The sequence below is a fragment of the Streptomyces sp. CA-135486 genome (assembly GCF_050936555.1).
In the GTDB taxonomy this organism is placed as follows: Bacteria; Actinomycetota; Actinomycetes; order Streptomycetales; family Streptomycetaceae; genus Streptomyces.
In genome coordinates this window covers 1674219-1694472 of the sequence record NZ_JBNJMM010000001.1, presented here as the reverse complement: position 1 = coordinate 1694472, position 20254 = coordinate 1674219, and the positions used below count along the sequence as shown (strand labels likewise).

The 20254-nt window shown below is 70.4% G+C and carries 22 protein-coding genes; 15 read left to right on the top strand and 7 right to left on the bottom strand.

Annotated elements, in window-relative coordinates; genetic code table 11:
• The first annotated feature begins 70 nt into the window (after positions 1-70).
• Entirely contained in the window at positions 71-940 is an 870-nt protein-coding gene (locus ACQEVG_RS07615) for a DUF4429 domain-containing protein (protein ID WP_432978897.1), read from the top strand.
• A 100-nt stretch (positions 941-1040) separates the two neighbouring features.
• Here ACQEVG_RS07615 and ACQEVG_RS07610 read toward each other — a convergent pair whose 3' ends face one another.
• Positions 1041-2057 (bottom strand): aldo/keto reductase, encoded by a 1017-nt coding sequence (locus tag ACQEVG_RS07610; RefSeq protein ID WP_432978894.1) that lies wholly within the window; start codon positions 2055-2057, stop codon positions 1041-1043.
• A gap of 6 nt (positions 2058-2063) precedes the next feature.
• Positions 2064-2519, bottom strand: a complete 456-nt coding sequence (locus tag ACQEVG_RS07605) for a MerR family transcriptional regulator (protein WP_432978891.1) — start codon at positions 2517-2519, stop codon at positions 2064-2066.
• A gap of 71 nt (positions 2520-2590) precedes the next feature.
• On the opposite strand from ACQEVG_RS07605, the gene ACQEVG_RS07600 reads away from it, so the two are divergent.
• Both ACQEVG_RS07600 and ACQEVG_RS07595 read left to right on the top strand, forming a co-directional pair.
• Entirely contained in the window at positions 2591-3067 is a 477-nt protein-coding gene (locus ACQEVG_RS07600) for a GNAT family N-acetyltransferase (RefSeq protein WP_432985147.1), read from the top strand.
• Positions 3068-3100: 33 nt separating this feature from the next.
• Positions 3101-3949, top strand: a complete 849-nt coding sequence (locus ACQEVG_RS07595) for a serine hydrolase domain-containing protein (RefSeq protein ID WP_432978888.1) — start codon at positions 3101-3103, stop codon at positions 3947-3949.
• On the opposite strand, the gene ACQEVG_RS07590 is transcribed toward ACQEVG_RS07595, so the two are convergent.
• Complete coding sequence (locus tag ACQEVG_RS07590; RefSeq protein ID WP_432978885.1) at positions 3941-4600, bottom strand: pirin family protein; 660 nt, start codon at positions 4598-4600, stop codon at positions 3941-3943. The genes ACQEVG_RS07595 and ACQEVG_RS07590 overlap by 9 nt on opposite strands.
• Before the next feature lie 501 nt (positions 4601-5101).
• Here ACQEVG_RS07590 and ACQEVG_RS07585 point away from each other — a divergent pair.
• The 5 genes from ACQEVG_RS07585 to fabF all read left to right on the top strand — a co-directional run bounded on the left by ACQEVG_RS07585 (position 5102) and on the right by fabF (position 9950).
• Positions 5102-6286 carry a PucR family transcriptional regulator gene (locus ACQEVG_RS07585; RefSeq protein ID WP_432978882.1) on the top strand — a complete coding sequence of 395 codons (1185 nt, stop codon included), beginning with the start codon at positions 5102-5104 and terminating at the stop codon, positions 6284-6286.
• Between the two features lie 89 nt (positions 6287-6375).
• Positions 6376-7287, top strand: a complete 912-nt coding sequence (locus ACQEVG_RS07580) for an ACP S-malonyltransferase (RefSeq protein WP_432978879.1) — start codon at positions 6376-6378, stop codon at positions 7285-7287.
• A 16-nt stretch (positions 7288-7303) separates the two neighbouring features.
• Positions 7304-8305: a ketoacyl-ACP synthase III gene (locus ACQEVG_RS07575; protein WP_432978876.1), complete on the top strand. Its 1002-nt coding sequence runs from the start codon at positions 7304-7306 to the stop codon at positions 8303-8305.
• Between the two features lie 55 nt (positions 8306-8360).
• A complete protein-coding gene (locus tag ACQEVG_RS07570) occupies positions 8361-8609 on the top strand; it encodes an acyl carrier protein (RefSeq protein ID WP_023542032.1) in 249 nt (82 codons plus the stop codon).
• 78 nt (positions 8610-8687) lie between these two features.
• Complete coding sequence (fabF, locus tag ACQEVG_RS07565) at positions 8688-9950, top strand: beta-ketoacyl-ACP synthase II (RefSeq protein WP_432978871.1); 1263 nt, start codon at positions 8688-8690, stop codon at positions 9948-9950.
• 100 nt (positions 9951-10050) lie between these two features.
• Here the strand turns inward: fabF and ACQEVG_RS07560 are convergent, their stop codons facing one another.
• Positions 10051-10545: a DUF3145 domain-containing protein gene (locus ACQEVG_RS07560; RefSeq protein ID WP_432978868.1), complete on the bottom strand. Its 495-nt coding sequence runs from the start codon at positions 10543-10545 to the stop codon at positions 10051-10053.
• Between the two features lie 259 nt (positions 10546-10804).
• Between ACQEVG_RS07560 and ACQEVG_RS07555 the strand changes: the two genes are divergently transcribed.
• The 3 genes from ACQEVG_RS07555 to ACQEVG_RS07545 all read left to right on the top strand — a co-directional run bounded on the left by ACQEVG_RS07555 (position 10805) and on the right by ACQEVG_RS07545 (position 13495).
• A complete protein-coding gene (locus tag ACQEVG_RS07555) occupies positions 10805-11722 on the top strand; it encodes an SGNH/GDSL hydrolase family protein (RefSeq protein ID WP_432978865.1) in 918 nt (305 codons plus the stop codon).
• A gap of 151 nt (positions 11723-11873) precedes the next feature.
• Positions 11874-13121 carry a pyroglutamyl peptidase gene (locus ACQEVG_RS07550; protein WP_432978862.1) on the top strand — a complete coding sequence of 416 codons (1248 nt, stop codon included), beginning with the start codon at positions 11874-11876 and terminating at the stop codon, positions 13119-13121.
• Positions 13122-13162: 41 nt separating this feature from the next.
• Entirely contained in the window at positions 13163-13495 is a 333-nt protein-coding gene (locus tag ACQEVG_RS07545) for a hypothetical protein (protein ID WP_432978859.1), read from the top strand.
• Here ACQEVG_RS07545 and ACQEVG_RS07540 read toward each other — a convergent pair.
• Positions 13473-14081: a LysE family transporter gene (locus ACQEVG_RS07540; RefSeq protein ID WP_432978856.1), complete on the bottom strand. Its 609-nt coding sequence runs from the start codon at positions 14079-14081 to the stop codon at positions 13473-13475. The two genes, ACQEVG_RS07545 and ACQEVG_RS07540, sit on opposite strands and share 23 nt — an antisense overlap.
• A gap of 82 nt (positions 14082-14163) precedes the next feature.
• Here ACQEVG_RS07540 and ACQEVG_RS07535 point away from each other — a divergent pair, with 82 nt between their 5' ends.
• The 3 genes from ACQEVG_RS07535 to ACQEVG_RS07525 all read left to right on the top strand — a co-directional run bounded on the left by ACQEVG_RS07535 (position 14164) and on the right by ACQEVG_RS07525 (position 16229).
• On the top strand, positions 14164-14538 hold the full coding sequence (locus tag ACQEVG_RS07535; RefSeq protein WP_432978853.1) for a carbon-nitrogen hydrolase family protein: 375 nt from the start codon (positions 14164-14166) through the stop codon (positions 14536-14538).
• A gap of 187 nt (positions 14539-14725) precedes the next feature.
• The gene (locus ACQEVG_RS07530) at positions 14726-15835 is read left to right on the top strand and encodes an IS110 family transposase (RefSeq protein WP_432978850.1); all 1110 of its coding nucleotides are present in this window, start codon (positions 14726-14728) and stop codon (positions 15833-15835) included.
• On the top strand, positions 15828-16229 hold the full coding sequence (locus ACQEVG_RS07525) for a carbon-nitrogen hydrolase family protein (protein ID WP_432978847.1): 402 nt from the start codon (positions 15828-15830) through the stop codon (positions 16227-16229). Before ACQEVG_RS07530 ends, ACQEVG_RS07525 begins: the two co-directional genes overlap by 8 nt.
• Here ACQEVG_RS07525 and ACQEVG_RS07520 read toward each other — a convergent pair.
• Complete coding sequence (locus ACQEVG_RS07520; RefSeq protein ID WP_432978844.1) at positions 16226-17011, bottom strand: EI24 domain-containing protein; 786 nt, start codon at positions 17009-17011, stop codon at positions 16226-16228. The genes ACQEVG_RS07525 and ACQEVG_RS07520 overlap by 4 nt on opposite strands.
• Before the next feature lie 171 nt (positions 17012-17182).
• Here ACQEVG_RS07520 and ACQEVG_RS07515 point away from each other — a divergent pair, with 171 nt between their 5' ends.
• Positions 17183-19723, top strand: coding sequence for a M14 family zinc carboxypeptidase (locus ACQEVG_RS07515; protein WP_432978841.1), 2541 nt, complete (start codon positions 17183-17185; stop codon positions 19721-19723).
• Between the two features lie 90 nt (positions 19724-19813).
• Here ACQEVG_RS07515 and ACQEVG_RS07510 read toward each other — a convergent pair whose 3' ends face one another.
• Complete coding sequence (locus ACQEVG_RS07510) at positions 19814-20236, bottom strand: organic hydroperoxide resistance protein (RefSeq protein ID WP_432978838.1); 423 nt, start codon at positions 20234-20236, stop codon at positions 19814-19816.
• Between the last annotated feature and the right edge of the window lie 18 nt (positions 20237-20254).

Genomic DNA, 20254 nt, shown 5'->3' with positions numbered 1-20254 from the left:
GTAGAACATCGTGGTTTGGGCTGGGCGCCGAGGGGCGACGCACAGACGCCCGCCATATACGGTGAGGCGTATGGGTGATGTGCTGGCCGGAATTCAAGCCACCTGGGAGTTCGAGACCGACTCCGTGCTCATCCGCTTCGAACGGGGGCTCCGCACGCCGAAGCTGTTCCAGACGCTTCGCGAACGCCGTATCCCCCACGAGGCGTTGGCGGCGGTGACGCTCTCCCCTGGCAAGCGCGGCACGGTGGTGCTGCACGCGGTGCCGAGACCCGGCGCCGATCCGCTGATGGAGGCGGCTGCCGGGCAGTTGAAGAAGGGCTGCGACCCGTACCGCCTGGTGCTGCCCGCGGAGCGCGAGACGCTGGCGGAGTACTACGCGGACGAGTTGCGCGCGCTGCTGCCGGCGGACGCGGACCAGCCGGCCGGGCGGTACGCCGTGGCCGCGCCCGAGGCCCCGATGCACTTCAAGGCATACGACGGGAAGGCCTCCTTCGACGGCTCGCAGGTCTCCTTCCGCTGGTCGTGGACGGGCGCGTCGTCCGCCAAGTGGAAGGCGGGCGACCAGAGTTTCGCGGTGGCTGAGCTGAGCGGGGTGGAGTGGCGGTCGCCGGAGGCCTTCGACGGCTATCTGCGCCTGCTGCGGCGCGGCGAGGAGCCCGGGAAGGACGGGGCCGGGCCGGCACAGGTGGACCAGGACCCGGCGGCGGTGCTTTTCGGGCTCAGATACGGGCCGGTGCACGAGTCGCTGCCGTTCGCGGCCGCGGTGCTCGAGGCCGTACGGAACTCCGGCTCCGCGCCGGTCCCGGAGCTGCGGCCGGGCCGACGCGACCCGGCGGACATCGCGGAGCGGATACGGCACCTCGGGGAGCTGCATCAGGCGGGTCTGGTGACGGACCAGGAATTCAGTTCGAAGAAGGCGGAGTTGCTGTCGGAGCTGTAGGCCACGAACCCCGCGTCGGCTGCCCGGCACGGGGTACGAGGGGCCGCGCACGAGCCGGCCCCTCGGCGTGGGTGACCCCGGCCGCGACTCTGGGCGGGGCTCAGCCCTCGCGCGCCGCCGACGTCGAGGACATGTCCGGGTAGCGGTCTCCCGCCACAAGCCCGGCGATCGGCTCCAGCACCGCCAGCTCGTCCGCGGTCAGCTTCAGCCGGGTCGCCCCGACGTTCTCGAGCAGCCGGCTCGTCTTACGGGTGCCGGGGATCGGGACCACCGCGAGCGAGTGCACCTCGGCCTGCTGCTGCACCCAGGCCAGCGCCACCTGCCCGACCGTCGCCCCGTGCGCCGCCGCGATCTTGTGCACGGGTTCGAGCAGCGCGGCGTTCGTCTTGGCGTTGTCGCCGGTGAAGCGCGGCTGGTACTGGCGGAAGTCGTCCGCAGACAGCTCCTTGCCCGCGTCCGCGAACGCCCCGGTCAAAAAGCCGCGTCCGAGCGGCGAGTACGGCACAAAGGCGACGCCGAGCTCGGCCGCCGCACCCACCGCGCTGCGTTCCACATCCCTGCTGAAGAGGGACCACTCCGACTGCAGGGCGGCGATCGGGTGCACGGCGTGCGCCTCGCGCAGCTCCGCACCGGTGACCTCGCTCAGCCCGAGGTGCTTGACCTTGCCCTCCTCGACCAGCTCGGCCATCGCGCCGACGGACTCGGAAAACGGCACGGCGGGATCGCGGCGGTGCATGTAGTACACGTCGATGACGTCGGTCTTCAGCCGCGTGAGGCTCGCCTCGACGGCCTGCCTGATGTACGCGGGGTCGTTGCGGATGCCCCGGTAGTGCGGGTCGTCGGTCCGCTCGATGGAGAACTTGGTGGCCAGCGTTATCTCGTCGCGGTGCGCCCCGAAGAACGGCGCGAGGAACTCCTCGTTGGCCCCTCGCCCGTACACGTCCGCGGTGTCGAAGAGCGTGACGCCCGCCTCCAGCGCCGCCTCCAGGGTGTCCCGGGCGGCCACCGGGTCGGTGTCTCCGTAGAACTCGCTCATGCCCATGCATCCCAGGCCCTGCACGCCGACCAGCGGTCCGTTGGTCCCGAGCCGTACCTGTGCGATCTTGCTGTTGCTCATCAGGGTTCAGACCCTCTCCGACGCCCGGTGGGCGCCCGCGTAAAAATCGATCTTGTGGTCGAGGACGGCCAGCGTGTCCTGGAGTTCCGCGATCCGCGCAAGGACGTCGCGCCGCGTCTGCTCCAGCAGCTCCTGTCGTGCCTCGAAGGTGTGCTCGCCCTCCCGCACCAGCTCCGCGTAGCGGACCATGTCGGCGACCGGCATCCCGGTCAGCCGCAGCTTGCCGACGAAGGCGAGCCAGTCCAGGTCGCGGTTGCTGAAGCGCCGCTGCCCGGTGTGCGAGCGGTCGACGTGCGGCATCAGCCCGATCCGCTCGTACCAGCGCAGGGTGTGCGCGGTGAGTCCGGTGAAGGCGACGACTTCGCTGATCGTGTAGCTGTCCTGCCCATCGGGGCGCGGATGCGCGCGGGGAGCCGACTTGCAGAGGTCCCTCGGTACCGCCGTGCTCTCGATCAGCGTCATGCCTCAACGCTAGGACCTTCGAGTGCACTCGAAGCAAGCGGAAACCTGTGGCAGTTTCCGGACGACGCCGAATAGCCTCCGGAACCATGAGCCTCGCACGCCGCGCCACCCCAGAAGACGCTGACGAACTGGTACGCCTGCGCAAGGTCATGCAGGACTCGCATTTCGGCCCCGATCCCGACGTCAGCTGGCAGAGCACCGCGGTCGCGACGCTGCGCAAGAAGCTGGCCGACCCGGACGCCGATCTGACCGCGTTCGTCGTCGAGCGGCCCGGGGGCCTGGCGGCCTGCGCGGTCGGCACCATCGAGTACCGGCTCGGCGGCCCCGGCAATCCGCACGGCACCAGCGGCTATGTCTTCAGCGTCGCCACCGACCCGGACCTGCGCCGCCGGGGCCACTCCCGCGCCTGTATGGAGGCGCTGCTGGCCTGGTTCCGCGAGCGCGGCGTACGCAGGATCGACCTGCGCGCCTCTGACGACGGCGAGCCGTTGTACGCCTCGCTCGGCTTCGTCCGCACCCCCGATCCCGCGATGCGGCTCACCCTTTAGGACGGTCCAGAGGGACCGTCTAGGCTCGGACGCATGCAGAGCGTTGCGATGATCGAGAACTGGCCGGTACCGACCGCGGCGGCCGCCGTTGTACGAGCGGACGGCACCGTCGCCGGTTCCCACGGACCGACGTCGCACCGCTTTCCCCTGGCTTCCGTCACCAAGCCGCTCGCGGCGTACGCGGCGCTCGTGGCGTACGAGGAAGGGGCGATCGAACTCGACGAACCGGCAGGCCCCGAAGGCTCCACGGTCCGCCATCTGCTCTCCCACACCTCGGGCCTGGCCTTCGACGAGCATCGTGTGACGGCCCCGCCCGGTACCCGTCGGCTCTACTCCAACGCGGGCTTCGAGGTGCTCGGGGACCATATCGCCAAGGCGACCGAGATCCCGTTCACCGAGTATCTGCACCAGGCGGTGCTCGAACCGCTGGGCATGACGGCGACAACGCTGGAGGGCTCCCCCGCGAAGGACGGCGTCTCGACGGTCGACGACCTCGTCCGCTTCGCCGCCGAGGTCCAGGCCCCGCGGCTGCTTGACGCCCGCACCGTGCTGGAGGCCATGACGGTCACGTATCCGGGACTGTCCGGGATCCTCCCCGGCTACGGGCACCAGAAGCCGAACGACTGGGGTCTCGGCTTCGAGATCCGGGACGCCAAGTCCCCGCACTGGACGGGCAGTTCGTCATCGCCGCGCACTTTCGGTCACTTCGGGCAGTCGGGTACGTTCCTGTGGATCGACCCGGACGCCGGGTGGGAGGGCGGAAAGGGCACCGGCGCGGCCTGCGTGGCGCTCACGGACCGGGCCTTCGGGCCGTGGGCGATCGAGGCCTGGCCGGCGTTCACGGACGCGGTGCTCGCCGAGCTGCGGGCCCCGTCAGCCTGACAGCTCCCAGATCAGGACCTCGGCGGGACCGGTGGCCGCGGCCAGCTCGACGCCCTGGGCGTCGCTGATCCGTGCCGCGTCGCCAGGCCCCAACTCGTCCTCTGCCAGCCGCACTTCACCGCGTACGACGTGGACGTACACCGCGGGCGCGTCCGGCACCGCCGTGCGCTCTGTAGGCGCCAGACGACGGACGTGCAGCATCGCGCCCGCTTCGGGGAGTGCGTACGGCGTCGAGTCGGCGATGCCGTGCACGATCCCGTACGAGGGATCACCGCCCGGCGACAGCGGCGCCAGCCACATCTGTACGAAGGTCAGCGGCACGTCCGCGTCGTTGCGCTCCACGTGCCGCACGCCGTCCGCCGAGCTGAGCCGCTGCACGTCACCGGGGCGCACCACCGTGGCGTGGCCGGCCGAGTCGCGGTGGGTCAGCTCGCCCTCGACGACCCAGGTGACGATCTCGGTGTGACTGTGCGGATGCTCGTCGAAGCCCGCGCCGGGCTCGAGACGCTCCTCGTTGCAGGCGAGGATCGCGCCGAAGCGGAGGTTGTCGGGGTCGTAGTGACGCCCGAAGGAGAACGCGTGCAGGGACTCGATGCCCGAGGCGGGGTCGCCGCCGCGATAGCGGTCGGCGGAGCGCCGTACGTCAATCACGGGTCCACGGTAGCCCTGCGGCGACCGTCCGGACGCCGGACGCACCACGCGCGGCGAGCGGTGTCACCGCGACTCGGGTGCTCGCGCAGCGCGAGGTCCACGCGGCCCGGGCCCGCGCGGCGAGCGAGGTCCACGCGGCTCGGGTGCTCGCGCAGCGCGAGGTCCACGCGGCTCGGGCCCGCTGGGCCAGCGAGGTCCACGCGGCCCCGGGTGCTCGCGGTGACACGAGCCGCTTCGCGGGCGCTTCCGGCGCCGGGCGACGCGGCACGCACGGGCGCTTCCGGCGCCGGGCGACGCGGCACGTTCGACGTGCCACGAGCCGCTTCGCGGCGTGGTCTCGAGGCGCTCCCGGCGCCGGGCGACGCGGCACGTTCGACGTGCCACGAGCCGCTTCGCGGCGTGGCCTCGAGGCGCTCCCGGCGCCGCACAGCGCGACGCGGGTACCAGGACAAAGAACCCCGCCACTCCGTTCTCCCGTCCCGATAAGGCACTCTTGTCCCCGTGCCCCAACCTGCAGCAAACGACGCCCACCAGCATTCCGCGACCCTGCGCCGCCTCGAACAGTCCTCCGGCCGGCTCGCCGCGAACGCCATCGCACGCATGGACGCGACGCTGCCGTGGTACCGGGCGATGCCCCCGGAGAACCGGTCCTGGATCGGCCTGGTCGCCCAGGCCGGCATCGCCGCGTTCACCGAGTGGTTCCGGCATCCGGAGACCCCGCAGGCGATCTCGACCGATGTCTTCGGCACGGCTCCGCGCGAGCTGACCCGGGCGATCACCCTGCGCCAGACCGTCGAGATGGTGCGTACGACCATCGAGGTCATGGAGGCGGCGATCGAGGAGGTCGCCGCCCCCGGCGACGAGTCGGTGCTGCGCGAGGCCCTGCTCGTCTACGCCCGCGAGATCGCCTTCGCCACCGCCCAGGTGTACGCACAGGCCGCCGAGGCCCGCGGCGCCTGGGACGCCCGCCTGGAGTCCCTCGTGGTCAACGCCGTGCTCTCCGGCGAGGCCGACGAAGGCGCGGTCTCCCGCGCCGCCGCGCTCGGCTGGAACTCTCCCGAACATGTCTGCGTCATCCTCGGCACCGCTCCCGACGGTGACAGCGAGCTCACCGTCGAGGCGATCCGCCGTGCCGCCCGGCACGCCAAGCTCCAGGTACTCACCGGAGTCCTCGGCGACCGGCTCGTCGTCATCGCGGGCGGCAGCGACAATCCGCTGCACGTCGCCAAGGCTCTGATCGGGCCTTATGCGGCCGGACCGGTCGTCGCGGGGCCCGTAGTGCCCGATCTGCTCGCCGCGACCAGGTCCGCGCAGGCCGCGGCCGCCGGGCTCAAGGCATGTCTGGCCTGGCAGGACGCCCCGCGCCCGGTGCTCGCCGACGATCTGCTCCCCGAGCGCGCCATCGCCGCGGACCCCGCGGCGCGCGAGCAGTTGGTGGAGGAGATCTACAGACCACTGGAAGAAGCAGGGTCGGCGCTGCTGGAAACTCTGAGCGTCTATCTGGAGCAGGCGAGCAGTCTCGAAGGGGCGGCCCGGATGCTCTTCGTCCATCCCAACACCGTGCGCTACCGGCTGCGACGTGTGACCGACGTCACCGGCTGGTCACCCTCCGATGTCCGATCCGCGTTCACTCTGCGCATCGCACTCATCCTGGGGCGTCTGGCCGACGCAGATTCGCAGCCCTAGACTTTTGTCGAACACCGACAATTCCCCTGACGGTTCTTCGTCCCTGTCCCCACGGGCGGTTGGAGCCGTCCACAAGAGAGAGTGTGAGGGTGCTCGTACTCGTCGCTCCCGGCCAAGGCGCTCAGACGCCCGGCTTCTTGACTCCCTGGCTCGACCTCCCCGGCGCTGCCGACCGCCTTGCGGCCTGGTCCGACGCCATCGGGCTCGACCTTGCCCACTACGGCACGAAGGCCGACGCGGACGAGATCCGCGACACGGCCGTGGCGCAGCCGCTCCTCGTGGCCGCCGGACTGCTGTCGGCCGCCGCGCTGGGTGACATCACGCCCGGTGCCGTGGCCGGTCACAGCGTCGGCGAAATCACCGCGGCCGCGTTCGCCGGTGTCATCGACGACGCCGCCGCGCTCGGTCTCGTACGCACCCGGGGCCTGGCGATGGCCGAGGCCGCCGCGGTGACCGAGACCGGCATGTCGGCCGTGCTCGGCGGCGACCCCGAGCAGGTCGTCGCCCATCTCGAAGGCCTCGGTCTGACCCCGGCGAACGTCAACGGCGCCGGCCAGATCGTCGCCGCGGGCACCGCCGAGCAACTCGCCGCGCTGGCGGAGAACAAGCCGGAGAAGGCCCGCGTCATCGCGCTGAAGGTGGCGGGCGCGTTCCACACGCGCCACATGGCGCCCGCGGTCGCGACGCTCCAGGAGGCCGCGGCGAAGCTCACGCCCGCCGACCCCGCCGTCCCGTACGTCTCGAACAAGGACGGGCAGACCGTCGCCACCGGCGACGAGGTCGTCGCCCGGCTGGTCGGCCAGGTCGCCAACCCGGTCCGCTGGGACCTGTGCATGGAGACCTTCAAGGCGCAGGGCGTCACGGCCCTGATCGAGGTCTGCCCCGGCGGCACGCTGACGGGCCTCGCCAAGCGCGCCCTGCCCGGCGTGCCGACGCTCGCGCTGAAGACCCCTGACGATCTCGACGCGGCCCGCACGCTCGTCGCCGAGCACTCTGCCTGACAAGGAGCCGTAGAGCATGTCGAAGATCAAACCCAGCCAGGGTGCTCCGTATGCGCGGATCATGGGTGTCGGCGGCTACCGCCCGACGCGGGTCGTGCCCAACGAAGTGATCCTCGAGACGATCGACTCCTCCGACGAGTGGATCCGCTCCCGCTCGGGCATTGCCACGCGCCACTGGGCCTCCCCCGAGGAGACCGTGTGCGCGATGTCCGTCGAGGCGTCCGGCAAGGCGATCGCCGACGCGGGGATCACCCCGCAGCAGATCGGCGCGGTGATCGTCTCCACCGTCTCGCACTTCAAGCAGACCCCGGCCGTCGCCACCGAGATCGCGGACAAGATCGGCGCGATCAAGCCGGCTGCGTTCGACATCTCCGCGGGCTGCGCGGGCTTCGGCTACGGCCTGACCCTCGCCAAGGGCATGGTCGTCGAGGGCTCGGCGGAGTACGTACTCGTCATCGGCGTCGAGCGGCTGAGTGACCTGACCGACCTGGAGGACCGTGCGACGGCCTTCCTGTTCGGCGACGGCGCGGGCGCGGTCGTCGTGGGCCCCGCCAAGGAGCCGAAGATCGGCCCGACCGTGTGGGGTTCGGAGGGCGACAAGTCCGACACCATCAAGCAGACCGTGCCGTGGGACGACTACCGCAACGGCACCGTCGAGAAGTTTCCGGCGATCACGCAGGAGGGCCAGGCGGTCTTCCGCTGGGCCGTGTTCGAGATGGCGAAGGTCGCCCAGCAGGCGCTGGACGCGGCCGGAATCACCGCGGACGACCTGGACGTCTTCATTCCGCACCAGGCAAACATGCGAATCATCGACTCGATGGTGAAGACTCTGAAGCTGCCGGAGCACGTCACGGTCGCCCGTGACGTGGAAACCACCGGCAACACCTCGGCCGCCTCGATCCCGCTCGCGATGGAGCGGCTTCTGGCGACCGGTCAGGCCAAGAGCGGCGACACCGCGCTCGTCATCGGCTTCGGGGCGGGTCTCGTCTACGCAGCCACGGTAGTTACCCTCCCCTAGGCAACCGGATCTTCCGGACGCCACACCCTCTGAAACAACACCGAAGGAGCGCCACATGGCCGCCACTCAGGAAGAGATCGTTTCCGGTCTCGCGGAGATCGTCAACGAGATCGCCGGCATCCCGGTCGAGGACGTCCAGCTGGACAAGTCCTTCACCGACGACCTGGACGTCGACTCGCTGTCCATGGTCGAGGTCGTCGTCGCCGCCGAAGAGCGCTTCGACGTCAAGATCCCGGACGACGACGTCAAGAACCTGAAGACCGTCGGCGACGCCGCGGACTACATCGCGAAGCACCAGGCCTGAGCCTGAGACGCGCCTGTCGCCACCTGCCGGTGGCGTCGTGAAGATTCAGCACCCTCTACACGTGGAGAAAGAATTCCTGTGAGCTCGACCAATCGCACCGTGGTCGTCACCGGTATCGGCGCAACCACACCGTTGGGTGGCGACAGCGCATCGACCTGGGAGGGTCTGCTTGCCGGACGCTCCGGAGTCAAGCCCCTGGAGGGCGAGCGGTTCGCCGACCTCCCGGTCCGGATCGCCGCTCCCGCGGCGGTCGACCCGGGCGAGGTGCTGCCGCGCCCGCTGGCCCGCAAGCTGGACCGCTCGGCGCAGTTCGCGCTGATCGCGGCACGCGAGGCGTGGGCCGACGCCGGCTACACCGCGCCCGCCGGTGAGGACGACAAGATCCAGCCCGGCCGCCTCGGCACGGTCATCGCCTCCGGCATCGGCGGCGTGACGACGCTGCTCGACCAGTACGACGTGCTCAAGGAGAAGGGCGTACGCCGCGTCTCCCCGCACACCGTGCCCATGCTCATGCCGAACGGCCCCTCCGCCAACGTCGGCCTGGAGGTGAACGCCCAGGCCGGCGTGCACACCCCGGTCTCCGCCTGTGCGTCCGGCGCCGAGGCGATCGGTTACGCCGTCGAGATGATCCGCACCGGCCGTGCCGATGTGGTCGTCGCCGGTGGCACGGAGGCGGCCATCCACCCGCTGCCGATCGCGGCGTTCGCCAACATGATGGCGATGTCCAAGAACAACGACGAGCCCGAGAAGGCTTCCCGGCCGTACGACAAGGGCCGTGACGGCTTTGTCCTCGGCGAGGGCGCGGGCGTCGTCATCCTCGAGTCGGCCGAGCACGCGGCGAAGCGCGGCGCGAAGGTCTACTGCGAGGTGCTGGGCCAGGGCCTGTCCGCGGACAGCCACCACATCGCGCAGCCCGAGCCGACGGGTCGGGGCATCGCGACGGCGCTGCAGAACCTGCTGGACTCGACGGACCTCAAGGCGACCGAGGTCGTACACCTGAACGCGCATGCGACGTCCACGCCGCAGGGCGACGTCGCCGAGATCAAGGCCCTGCGCAAGGTCCTGGGCGACGAGCTCGACCATGTCGCGGTCTCCGCCACGAAGTCGATGACGGGCCATCTGCTGGGTGGTGCGGGCGGCATCGAGACGGTCGCGACGGTGCTCGCGCTGTACCACCGCACGGCTCCGCCGACCATCAACGTCGACGACCTCGACGAGGAGGTCGACGCGGACGTCGTGCGCGGCGAGCCCCGCACGCTGCCGCAGGGCACGATCGCGGCGATCAACAACTCGTTCGGCTTCGGCGGCCACAATGTGGTGCTGGCGTTCCGGACGGTCTGAGTCCGCCTACGTGTGAGGCCCGCTCCCTTTCGAGGGGGCGGGCCTTTCTCGTTCAGCCTCGCGGCGCGCGGCGGGCGCGTGCGGCGGGCCGGGGGCGGGGTCAGACCACCTGGTGGAGCCAGCGGACCGGCGCGCCCTCGCCCGCGTACCGGAACGGCTCCAGTTCGTCGTCCCACGGCTTGCCCAGCAGCTTCGCGATCTCCGCCTCCAGCTCCGTCTCCCCCTGCACCGAGCGCGCCAGCGCGGCGCGCAGCCGGTCCTCGGGGACCAGGATGTCGCCGTGCATCCCGGTGACCGCGTGGAAGATGCCCAGCTCGGGCGTGGCGCTGTATCGCTCGCCCTCCGCAGTGGGGCACGGCTCCGCGGTCACTTCGAAGCGCAGCAGCTGCCACCCCCGCAGGGCAGATGCGAGCTTGGAGGCGGTGCCCACCTCGCCCCGCCAGGAGAATTCGGCTCTCCAGGTACCGGGCGACGCCGGCTGGCGGATCCAGTCCAGCTGGACCCGCACGCCCAGCACGCCCGCGACCGCCCATTCGACGTGCGGGCACAGCGCGCGCGGTGCGGAGTGAACGTACAGAACGCCACGTGTCGTCACCGGGACCTCCAGTGTGGGACGAGGATCGTCTTCCCAGCGGCCTCAGTAAACAGCATCGGGAGTGAAACTCCACAAAAGGGACAGCATGTGACGTGATGTAATTTACCGGGGCCGATGGGCACGGCGCCTCTGGGTCGACGGAGAAAAGCTACCGTGAGCAAGCGGCCGACGGGTGACGTAATCTCGGTCCCGGGCCCGTACGCACCAAGCTTTCACTCGGCAGGACGTCACGGACAGGTGATACGGAGGAGTACTGGGGATGCGGGAGACAAGTCGGACGCGCCGCTCGCGCGATGCGGCGGCAGCCCTGACGGCAACGCTCCTCCTGTTGACCGGCGCGCTCGCGGGATGTGACTCCTCGTCGGACACCAGAGGGAACGGCTCCCCCGCCACGCGGCGGCCCTCCCCGAAGCCCACTCCCCTCTGGGACCGCAGCCCGGACTCGATCGCCGCGGTCGGCGACTCCATCACCCGCGGGTTCGACGCGTGTGTCGTCCTCTCGGACTGCCCGGAGGTGTCCTGGGCGACCGGCACGGACACGACGGTGCGCAGCCTGGCGCTGCGGCTGATCGGCGCGCCCGCGGTGGCCGAGCGCAGCTGGAACTACGCGCGCTCCGGCGCGGATGTCGCCGATCTGGCCGAGCAGATGAAGCAGGCCGCGGCGAAGAAGCCCGACTTGGTGACCGTCATGGTCGGCGCGAATGACGCCTGCGCGGACTCGGAGGCCCGGATGACGCCGGTCGACGCCTTCCGCCGGTCCTTCGAGGGTGCGCTGAAGGAGTTACGGCGTACGGCGCCGAAGACCCAGGTGTACGTGTCGAGCGTGCCGGATCTCAAACGGCTCTGGTCGACGGGGCGCGGCAACCCGCTGGGCAAGCAGATCTGGAAGCTGGGCATCTGCGCGTCGATGCTGGGCAACGCGGACGACGAGAGCCCGAAGGCACAGCAGCGGCGGACCCGGGTGCATGAGCGGGTGGTGGCGTACAACGAGGTGCTGAAGGACGTCTGCGGGAAGGACATGCGCTGCCGGTACGACGGCGGTGCGGTCTTCGACTTCCGGTTCACCGGCGACCAGTTGAGCCGCTGGGACTGGTTCCACCCGAGCAAGAACGGGCAGGGCCGGCTGGCGGAGATCGCCTACCGCAATGTCACGGCGGCGACCGCGCCGCGTTCATGACCCTCCGGGCGGGTGATCGCGGCGCCCGGGGAGAGCGGTACGAGCACCCGGCCGTCCTGCAGGGCTGCCGGGGCGGGTGTGGCCAAAGTGGCAGGGTAGCCAGGTCCATTGTCCGAAGGTGATACTTCCGCCACCCGACGGAAGGATTCACGTGTCCCGGATACGCGCCCGCCTGGACGTAGTTGGCGTCGCCCTCGTCACCCTTGCCTTCGCGGCACCGCCGCTCGCCGCCGCGGAGCCGGCGCCGCCCTCGGGGTCGGCTCCCGCGGTCACGGTCGAGGAGGCGCGGCTCGACAAGGCCGTGCCCCAGGAGATCCTGCGGCGCAGTGGATTCGACACCGTGGCGCCAGGGTTCGCGGAGGCGCTTCAGAGGGCGTCGTCGTACCGGCAGGCCGAGCGGGCCGTCGTACGCCATGGCTCACGACTGTGGGACCGGGCCGTCGACCGGGCCCAGGGCCGCGGGCCCGCACGGGGCGATCTGAGCCGGGACGACGACCGGCCGCTGTACTGGGCGCGGCTCGGCATGACCCGTGAACTGCGCTCCTGGCAGCCCGGGTTCGGGCTGACCGACACGGAGCGTGAGCGGCTGCTCGACCGGCTTGAGCGTTCCTCGCGCGGTCAGGACTCGATGAACCTTCCGGCGGGGAAGGGCATCAAGCGCATTGTGATGACGGGCTTCGACCCCTTCACGCTGGACCGTGACATACGTATCAGCAATCCGTCCGGGGCGACGGCGCTGGCGCTGGACGGCACGTGGATCCGTACGGCCGAAGGACCGGCGAGGATCGAGACCGCGGTCTTCCCCGTGCGCTGGCAGGACTTCGCGGACGGCACGGTCGAGCGGACCCTGCGTACGCAGCTGCCGAAGGCGGATCTGTTCACCACGGTGAGCCAGGGGCGGGTGGGCCGGATCGACATCGAGCGCACCAATGGTGCGTGGCGGGGCGGGTTCGGCGACAACGAGAACGTCTCGCGTACGGAGACGGTGCCGGTGAACGACCCGGCGTCGCAGCCGCAGTGGACGACGACGACGCTTCCGTACAAGGCGATTGTGGCGGCGAACACGGGGCACTTCCCGGTGTACGACAACACGACGGTGACGGAGATCCCGGCGGGCGGATCGGACCCGGTGGTCCGCCCCGACGGTCCGACGGCAGGCTCGACGGCGCGCGCCGGGGGCGGTGGCAACTACCTCTCGAACGAGATCGCGTACCGGGCGACGCTGCTGCGGGACCGGCTGGGGCTGACGATCCCGGGAGGTCATGTGCATACGCCGGTACTGCAGTTCGGCGCGGGGAACACGACGGAGATCACGGACCCGGAGTTCGTCCAGAACCGCCTGGACATCATCGCGCAGGTGCGGGAGATCATCCGCGTGGCGGCGGAGTCGACTGCCTGACGTCCCTGAACGGGGGTCGGGCAGTACGACAGGCGATTTTCTTGGGCCCCACGAGCCTCATGTCGGGGCGTACGGGACAGCTGCCCCTGGTCGCCGAGGCGATGGCCCTCGGGCTGCGCCTCGGCCTCCCCGAGGACCTCGCCAAGGCCGAGCTGTCCAAGGGCCCGCTGTCCGGAGCCGTGGCCCGCGCCTACGCGACGGACGCCCACTACCCGGTGACACTCGCCGCCAAGGACGTGGCGCTCGCGACGGCCGCCGCAGAACTCCCCGTACTGGAGGCGGTCCACGCGACGCTCACCGCATATCCCGAACTGGCGGACGAGGACCTGTCCCGTGTCCGAATCGCCGCGGTCAGCGGGCAAAGCCGAGAGTGACGCCGAGACCCACCAGCACCGAACCGATCGCCCGGTTGAGGACCTTCTGCCGGCGCAGCATCGCCGTGCGCAGCCGGGAGTCGGAGAAGAAGAGCGCGACAAGACCGAACCAGGCCAAGTGCGCGAAGGACATGAAGAGCCCGTAGCCCGCCTGCTGCCACACCGGTGTCCCCGGCCCGACGACCTGCGTGAAGGTGGCGACCACGAAGAGGGTCGTCTTCGGGTTGAGCGCATTGGTCAGGAAGCCGGTGCGCAGCGCGCCGAACCGGGACAGCTGAGGCTTCGAGGCCAGATCGACGGCGACATCACCGCGGGCGAAGAAGGTCCGCAGACCGATGTAGACGAGATACGCGGCGCCGACCAGCTTGATCGCGGTGAACAAGGCCGTGTTCGCGGCGATCAGCAGTCCGACGCCGAGCATCGTGTAGGTGACATGGACGAGCACGCCGGCTGCCACACCGGCCGCGGCGAACAGTCCCGTCGTACGCCCGTACAGGTAGCTGTTGCGTACGACCATCGCGAAGTCGGCACCCGGGCTGATGACGGCGAGGACGGTGATGACTGCTACGGCGATCATTTCGGTCATACGCCGATGCTCGCCAGGCCGGCCCCGCCGATCAAGGGGCCCGGGGTTTCTTCCGGATCGTGAGACGGCGATGATGGGGCACATGATCGTCGCAGCGGGGCAGTTCGCACCGATACCAGGTGATATCGAGGCCAACGTCCATCGCATGGACGGCCTGATCCGCGCGGCCGCCGAGCAGAGCGCCCGGGTGGTCGTCTTCCCCGAACTGGCACTGACGGGGTACGAGTTGGGGCTGATCCGCCAGGACCCCGGGCTCTGGCCGGCCGAGGACGACAAGCGTCTCGATCCGGTACGGCAGGCCTGCCGCGCCACCTCGACGGTAGCCGTCGTGGGCGGCCCGGTGCCGACCGAGAGCGGCCGGCCGGGCATCAGCTCGCTCGTCATCGGGCCGGGCGGCGGGCTGCTGGCGCGCTACGACTGTGAGGATGATCGGGTGCCGCTCCGGGCGGTGGCCTGACTCGCGCTACGACTGGCTTCGTGCCTTGAGTTTGATCTGTCGGCCACTGCCTGGGGCGGTACTTGCTGCCGCCGGGCAGGGAACGTGTCCCGATAGGGGCCTTCGCGACAGGCACCGTCACAGTCTTGACCGTCCCCGGCCCGGCGACAGCCACCGGTTCCCGAGGCGATCAGGAGACAGGCGACCTTTGCCCAGCATCACGCAATCCGCTGCCCCATGTCACGTTCCAGCCGACGCCGCGGAGGAGGTTCTGCTCGGCGTGGACACCCACAAGGATGTCCACGCGGCCGCCGTGATCACCTTGCTCGGGGCCACGTTGGACAGCCGCAGCTTCCAGACCACCGCCGAAGGCTATCGCCAGCTCGTCGCCTGGGCCCGCTCGTTCGGCACGCTGCGACGGGCCGGAGTCGAGTGCACCGGCTCCTACGGCGCCGCGCTGGCCCGGCACCTGCACGCCGAAGGCATCGAGGTGACCGAGGTCAACCAGCCCGACAAGGCAGCACGCCGACGCCACGGGAAGACCGATGCCATCGATGCCGAGGCCGCCGCCCGCGCGGTGCTGTCCGGACGCGCGACCTCCATGGCGAAGGCAAGCGACGGCCCCGTGGAGATGCTGCGGCTGTTCAAGCTGGCGAAAGGATCCGCGATCAAGTCGCGGACGCAGGCGATCAACCAGCTCAAGAGCGTCCTCGTCTCGGCAGACTCCGGCCTGCGCGAGTCGCTGGCCGGACTCACCAACCCGCACCTGTTCAAACGCTGCGCCCAGCTGGAGACCCGGGGAGCCGGGCCCGTCCTCGCCGCCCGCCACACGCTGCGACTGCTGGCCCGCCGCATCCAGCACCTGACCGAGGAGATCGACGACCTCAACCAGCAAATAGCCGCCGCCGTCGATGCAAGTACCCCCGGCCTGCTTGACGTCCGCGGTGTCGGGCCGGACAGCGCCGCAGCCCTACTCATCTCCGCCGGCGACAACCCCGAACGCCTCACCAGCGAGGCCTCCTTCGCCGCCTTGTGCGGCACCAGCCCGGTCGAGGCATCCTCCGGCAAGACCCAGCGCCGCCGCCTCAACCGCGGTGGCGACCGCCAGGCCAACGCCGCCCTCTACCGGATCGTCCTCAGCCGCCTGCGCTGGGATGACCGTTCCCGGGACTACCTGCAGCGACGCCTCGCCGAAGGCAAGACGCGGCGAGAGATCATCCGCTGCCTGAAACGGTACGTCGCACGAGAGATCTACCGGCTCATCGTCACCACGGGCGTCCCCGCTGACCACACAGGTCCCGCAGGAGCTGTTGCTTGACATCCATAGGGGCATCAAGCTGCATCTGCACGGGGTCGAGAACGACATCTTCGCGGCGGGCTCCGAGGACGGCCGTTTCACCCTGGACGGCGTCCGGTTCGCGCTGGCGACCTGCTACGACAATCGCTTCCCGGACATCGCCGAGCGGGCAAGGGCCGACAACTGCCGGGCATATCTGGCCAGTTCGGTGCTCAATACCGAGAACGACTCGCTCGACACGGTGTATCCGGCGCGGGCCCGGGACAACGGCCTGTATGTGGTGCTCGCCAATGTCCTGGGGCGCAACGAGGAAGGGGAGTGCCGGGGCGGCAGTGCGGTCTGGGGCCCGGACGGTGAGCGGATCGCCGACGCGGGCACCGGGGACCCGGGCCTGGCGGTGGCGAGTGTCGGTTAGCCCTTGGTGAAGGAGTACGAGGTCGGGGGCGCGTCGTCGCTCTCGGGCGGCGCCACCAGATCCCGCACCATCAGCGTCGCCCCTGCCACCGCACCCGGCATCAGGAAGACCGCGACGAACGGCACCAGGAAGGCGAGCGTCAGCGGGATTCCGAAGCCGAGCGTGAGCATTCTGCGGCCCCGAAGCAGCCCCAGACGCTCCTTCAGCTCGACGCCGCGCCGCTGAAGGGCGACCGCGGTGAGCTCTTCGGCGAGGAAGAAGCCCGAGACACAGAAGCCGAGCGCCGGGACGACTGTCTGGCCGACGACCGGGATGAAGCCGAGCGCGAAGAGCAGCACTCCGTACAGCACCACGCGCAGCACGACCCGCAAGGAGTCGCGGGCGGAGATCCACAGCTCCCTCCAGAGCGGCAGCCCCGACTCGGGGACCTCGCCGCCCTCGCTGCGGTCGACCTGCTCGGACAGTGACTCGTAGAAGGGCTGGCCGACCAGCAGCGTCACCGCCGTGAAGGTGATCACCGCGAGGAACAGCCCGAAGGCGAAGACCAGCACGGTCAGAGAGCCGCGGACCAGCCCCTGCCAGGGCGAGGACCAGTCGTCGGCGAACGGTGTCGCCCAGCCGGCCAGGTCGTCGGCGCCGTAGGCGAGGGACAGCAGCGCGGCGGCGTACAGCACCAGGGTCACAAGCCCCGGCAGCAGCCCGAAGCCGAACCACCGGCCGTGCCCGGCCACCCACCGCTGGCCCTTCACCAAATAGCCGAAGCCCACCCCGAGATCACGCATACCGGCCACCCTATCGGGGTGGCGTGATCCACCAGTCGTGAGGCCGGAGACGGTGGCCTGCGAAACGGGTGTCACGCTCAAGCACCTCTTGTTGTTCGGGAGTTGAACCGGTAGACCCCTGCGTACTGATCGTTGCGCTGATCGACTACGACACTCCGGAGGCACGTACGCATGGGCACACACAGACCCGTCCTGGCCGTCACCGCCGCGCTCGCCGGGGCGCTGCTGCTCGCGCCGGGGCCCGCGACCGCCGTCCCCGGCGCGCCCGGTCGCGACGGGCCGCACCACGTACGCGAAGGCGGCGGGCGCGACACCACGGCTGCCCGGGCTCCGCTCTCGGCCACGGCCGATGCGCTGCGGAGCGCGACGCCCGAGCTCACCAGGAGCGGCGGCTATCCGCGCCGTACCGTCCTCGACGCGCCGCCCGTGAACCCGGCCGACAAGTCGATCAAGCTGGGGCTCGCGCCGTACCACTCGCTCGCCCCCCGGCTGAACACCCTGCAGAAGCTCAGCGACCGGGTCAGCGTCGAAGTCGCCGGGCGGTCCGCCGGCGGGCACGAGCTGTATCTCGTCACCGTCACCGCCCCCGAGAGCTCACGCCAGGCGCGCGAGCAGGAGCGGATGCGGGAGCGGATCGAGAACTCCCCGGCCGCCGCAGCCAAGGACCGGCGCATCAAGTCCTCGTACAAGACGCCGCTGTTCATCAACAACAACATCCACGGCAATGAGTGGGAGGGCACGGACGCCGCCCTGAAGCTCATCGAGCAGCTGGCGAAGGCGAAGGACGGCACGACCCGCGAACTGCTGTCGAAGAACCGCATCTATCTCAATGTGACGGCGAACCCGGACGGCCGTATCGCCGGGACACGCGTCAATGCCAACGGCTTCGACCTCAACCGTGACTTCATCACCGGCTCCCAGCCCGAGGCGCGGGCCATCCGGCAGATCGCCATCGACAAGCAGCCCGCCGTCATGCTCGATCTGCACGGGTACGTCAACGGCACACTGATCGAGCCGACGACTCCGCCGCACGGCGAGAACTACGAGTACGACCTCTTCCTGAAGAACGCCTACGCCAATGCCCTGGGCATGGAGAAGGCCGTCAACGGGCTGGGGTACACCCCGGCGAAGGACGGCGTCGAGCCCGCCGTCATCCCCTTCCGGGACCAGAAGGAGGGCTGGGACGACTGGCCGCCCATCTTCACCCCGCAGTACATGCCGTTCCAGGGCGCGGTGGCCGCGCACACCATCGAGTTCCCGATGGCGGTCAACAACGAGGAGTACGACTCCCTGCCGGTCGCCGAGCTGCGCCGCCGGGCCGCGATCAACACGGACATCGCGGGCGCGGCGATGCGCGCGACGCTCGACTACACGCGCACGCACCGCACTTCGGTGATCGCCGACCAGATCGAGACCTTCCGGCGGGGTGCGGCGGGCGAGGCGCAGCGGCCGGTGTCCGAGAAGACCGTGCCGGGGGTGCCTGGCATCGGCCCCGAGGACGTGTACACCACGGCCTTCCCGCGCGCGTATGTCATCCCGGCCGGGCGCGGGCAGAGGTCGGCGACCGCGGCTGCCCGTCTGGTGGACCATCTGGTCGTCAACGATGTGCGGGTCGAGCGGGCGGTGCTGCCCTTCAGGCTCGCGGGCCGGAGCTATCCGGCGGGGTCGTACGTCGTCGACATGCACCAGTCCAAGCGCGGCATCGCCAATGTGATCCTGGCCGACGGCCGGGACATCAGCGGGGACGTCGCCACGATGTACGACATCTCGGGCTGGAGCCTGGGCCTGCTGTGGGGCGCCACAGTGGAGAAGGCCGCCAGGGGCGAGCTCCATGTGGTGAGCCGTCCGGTCCATGCCGCGTCGCCCACCGGCCAGGTGGCCCCGTTCGGGGATCTGCGGCTGCGGCTCGACGATCCGAAGGAACTGGCCGCCGTCAACTCCCTGCTCGCGCAGGGAGTTTCGGTGCGGCGTACGGCGGACGGGTCCGCGATCGTGCCGGCGTCCGCGCGGGAGCGGGCGGCCGTGCTCGCGGACCGTTTCGGGGTCCGGTTCACGGCCACGAAGGAGCACGGTGTCGCGCCGCTGATGCGGACCCGGGTCGCCGCGGCGGTGACGGCGGGCGAGCAGTTCGCGCTGCGTGAGATGGGCTTCGAGGTACTGCCGGTGTCGACGGAGGCCCTCAACGCGGGCTTCGACTGGTCGAAGGCGGATGTGCTGTATGTGTCGGCCGGGCTTGAGTACGGAAAGCTGACGCCCGCAGCCCGCAAGGCGTTCCTCGGCAGCGGTGTCGGCGTGGTCGGGCTCGGTTCGGACGGCGCCGCGTTCAGCGCGGCTGCCGGGCTGCTCGCGGCCAAGGCGGTCGCCGGCAACGGCGACGCCAACGGTGTGGTGCGCGTGGCCAACGCCGACGGCGCGATCACCGGCGGCGCCCCGGCGCACACCTTCGTGTACTCGCCGCTCTGGTTCACGGACCTCGGCCCGGGTGTGCGCGCCGACCAGTCGTACGGCACCGGCAACCCGCTGATCGCGGGCCACTGGCGGGCGCTGGAGGACGGCACGGGCGGCCCGAAGGACGCGGCGGGCCGTGCGTCGATCGTCAGCGGTACGACGGCGAAGGGCGCGCCGGTGGTGCTGTTCGGCACCGAGCCGCTGTTCCGCGACCATCCGAAGGGCGTGTTCGCGCAGGTCGGCCGGGCGCTGCTGACGCGCTGATCACTTGCTGATCACTTGCTGACCACTTGCTGATCACGTACTGAGGGCCGCACCCCGGGCGGGGTGCGGCCCTCACCTGCGCCGTGCCGGTCAGACCGCGAGGTCGACCGTGATGTTGCCGCGGGTCGCCTTGGAGTACGGGCAGACCTGGTGGGCCTTCTCGATCAGGTCCTTGGCGGTGGCGGCGTCCACGTTCGGGATGTCCGCGGAGATCTTGACGATGATCCCGAAGCCCTCGTCGTTCTTGCCGATGCCGACCTCGGCGGTGACGGTCGAGCCGGATATGTCGGCCTTCTCCTGGCGGGCGACGACACCCAGCGCACCCTGGAAGCAGGCGCTGAAACCGGCGGCGAAGAGCTGCTCCGGGTTGGTGCCCGCACCGGAACCGCCCATCTCCTTCGGCGGGTTGACGACGACATCGAGCTGACCGTCATGGGTGGCGACGCGCCCGTCACGGCCGTTCTGCGCGGTGGCCACGGCGGTGTACAGGACGTCGGACTGCTGGATGGACATGAAGAGATTTCCTTCTGT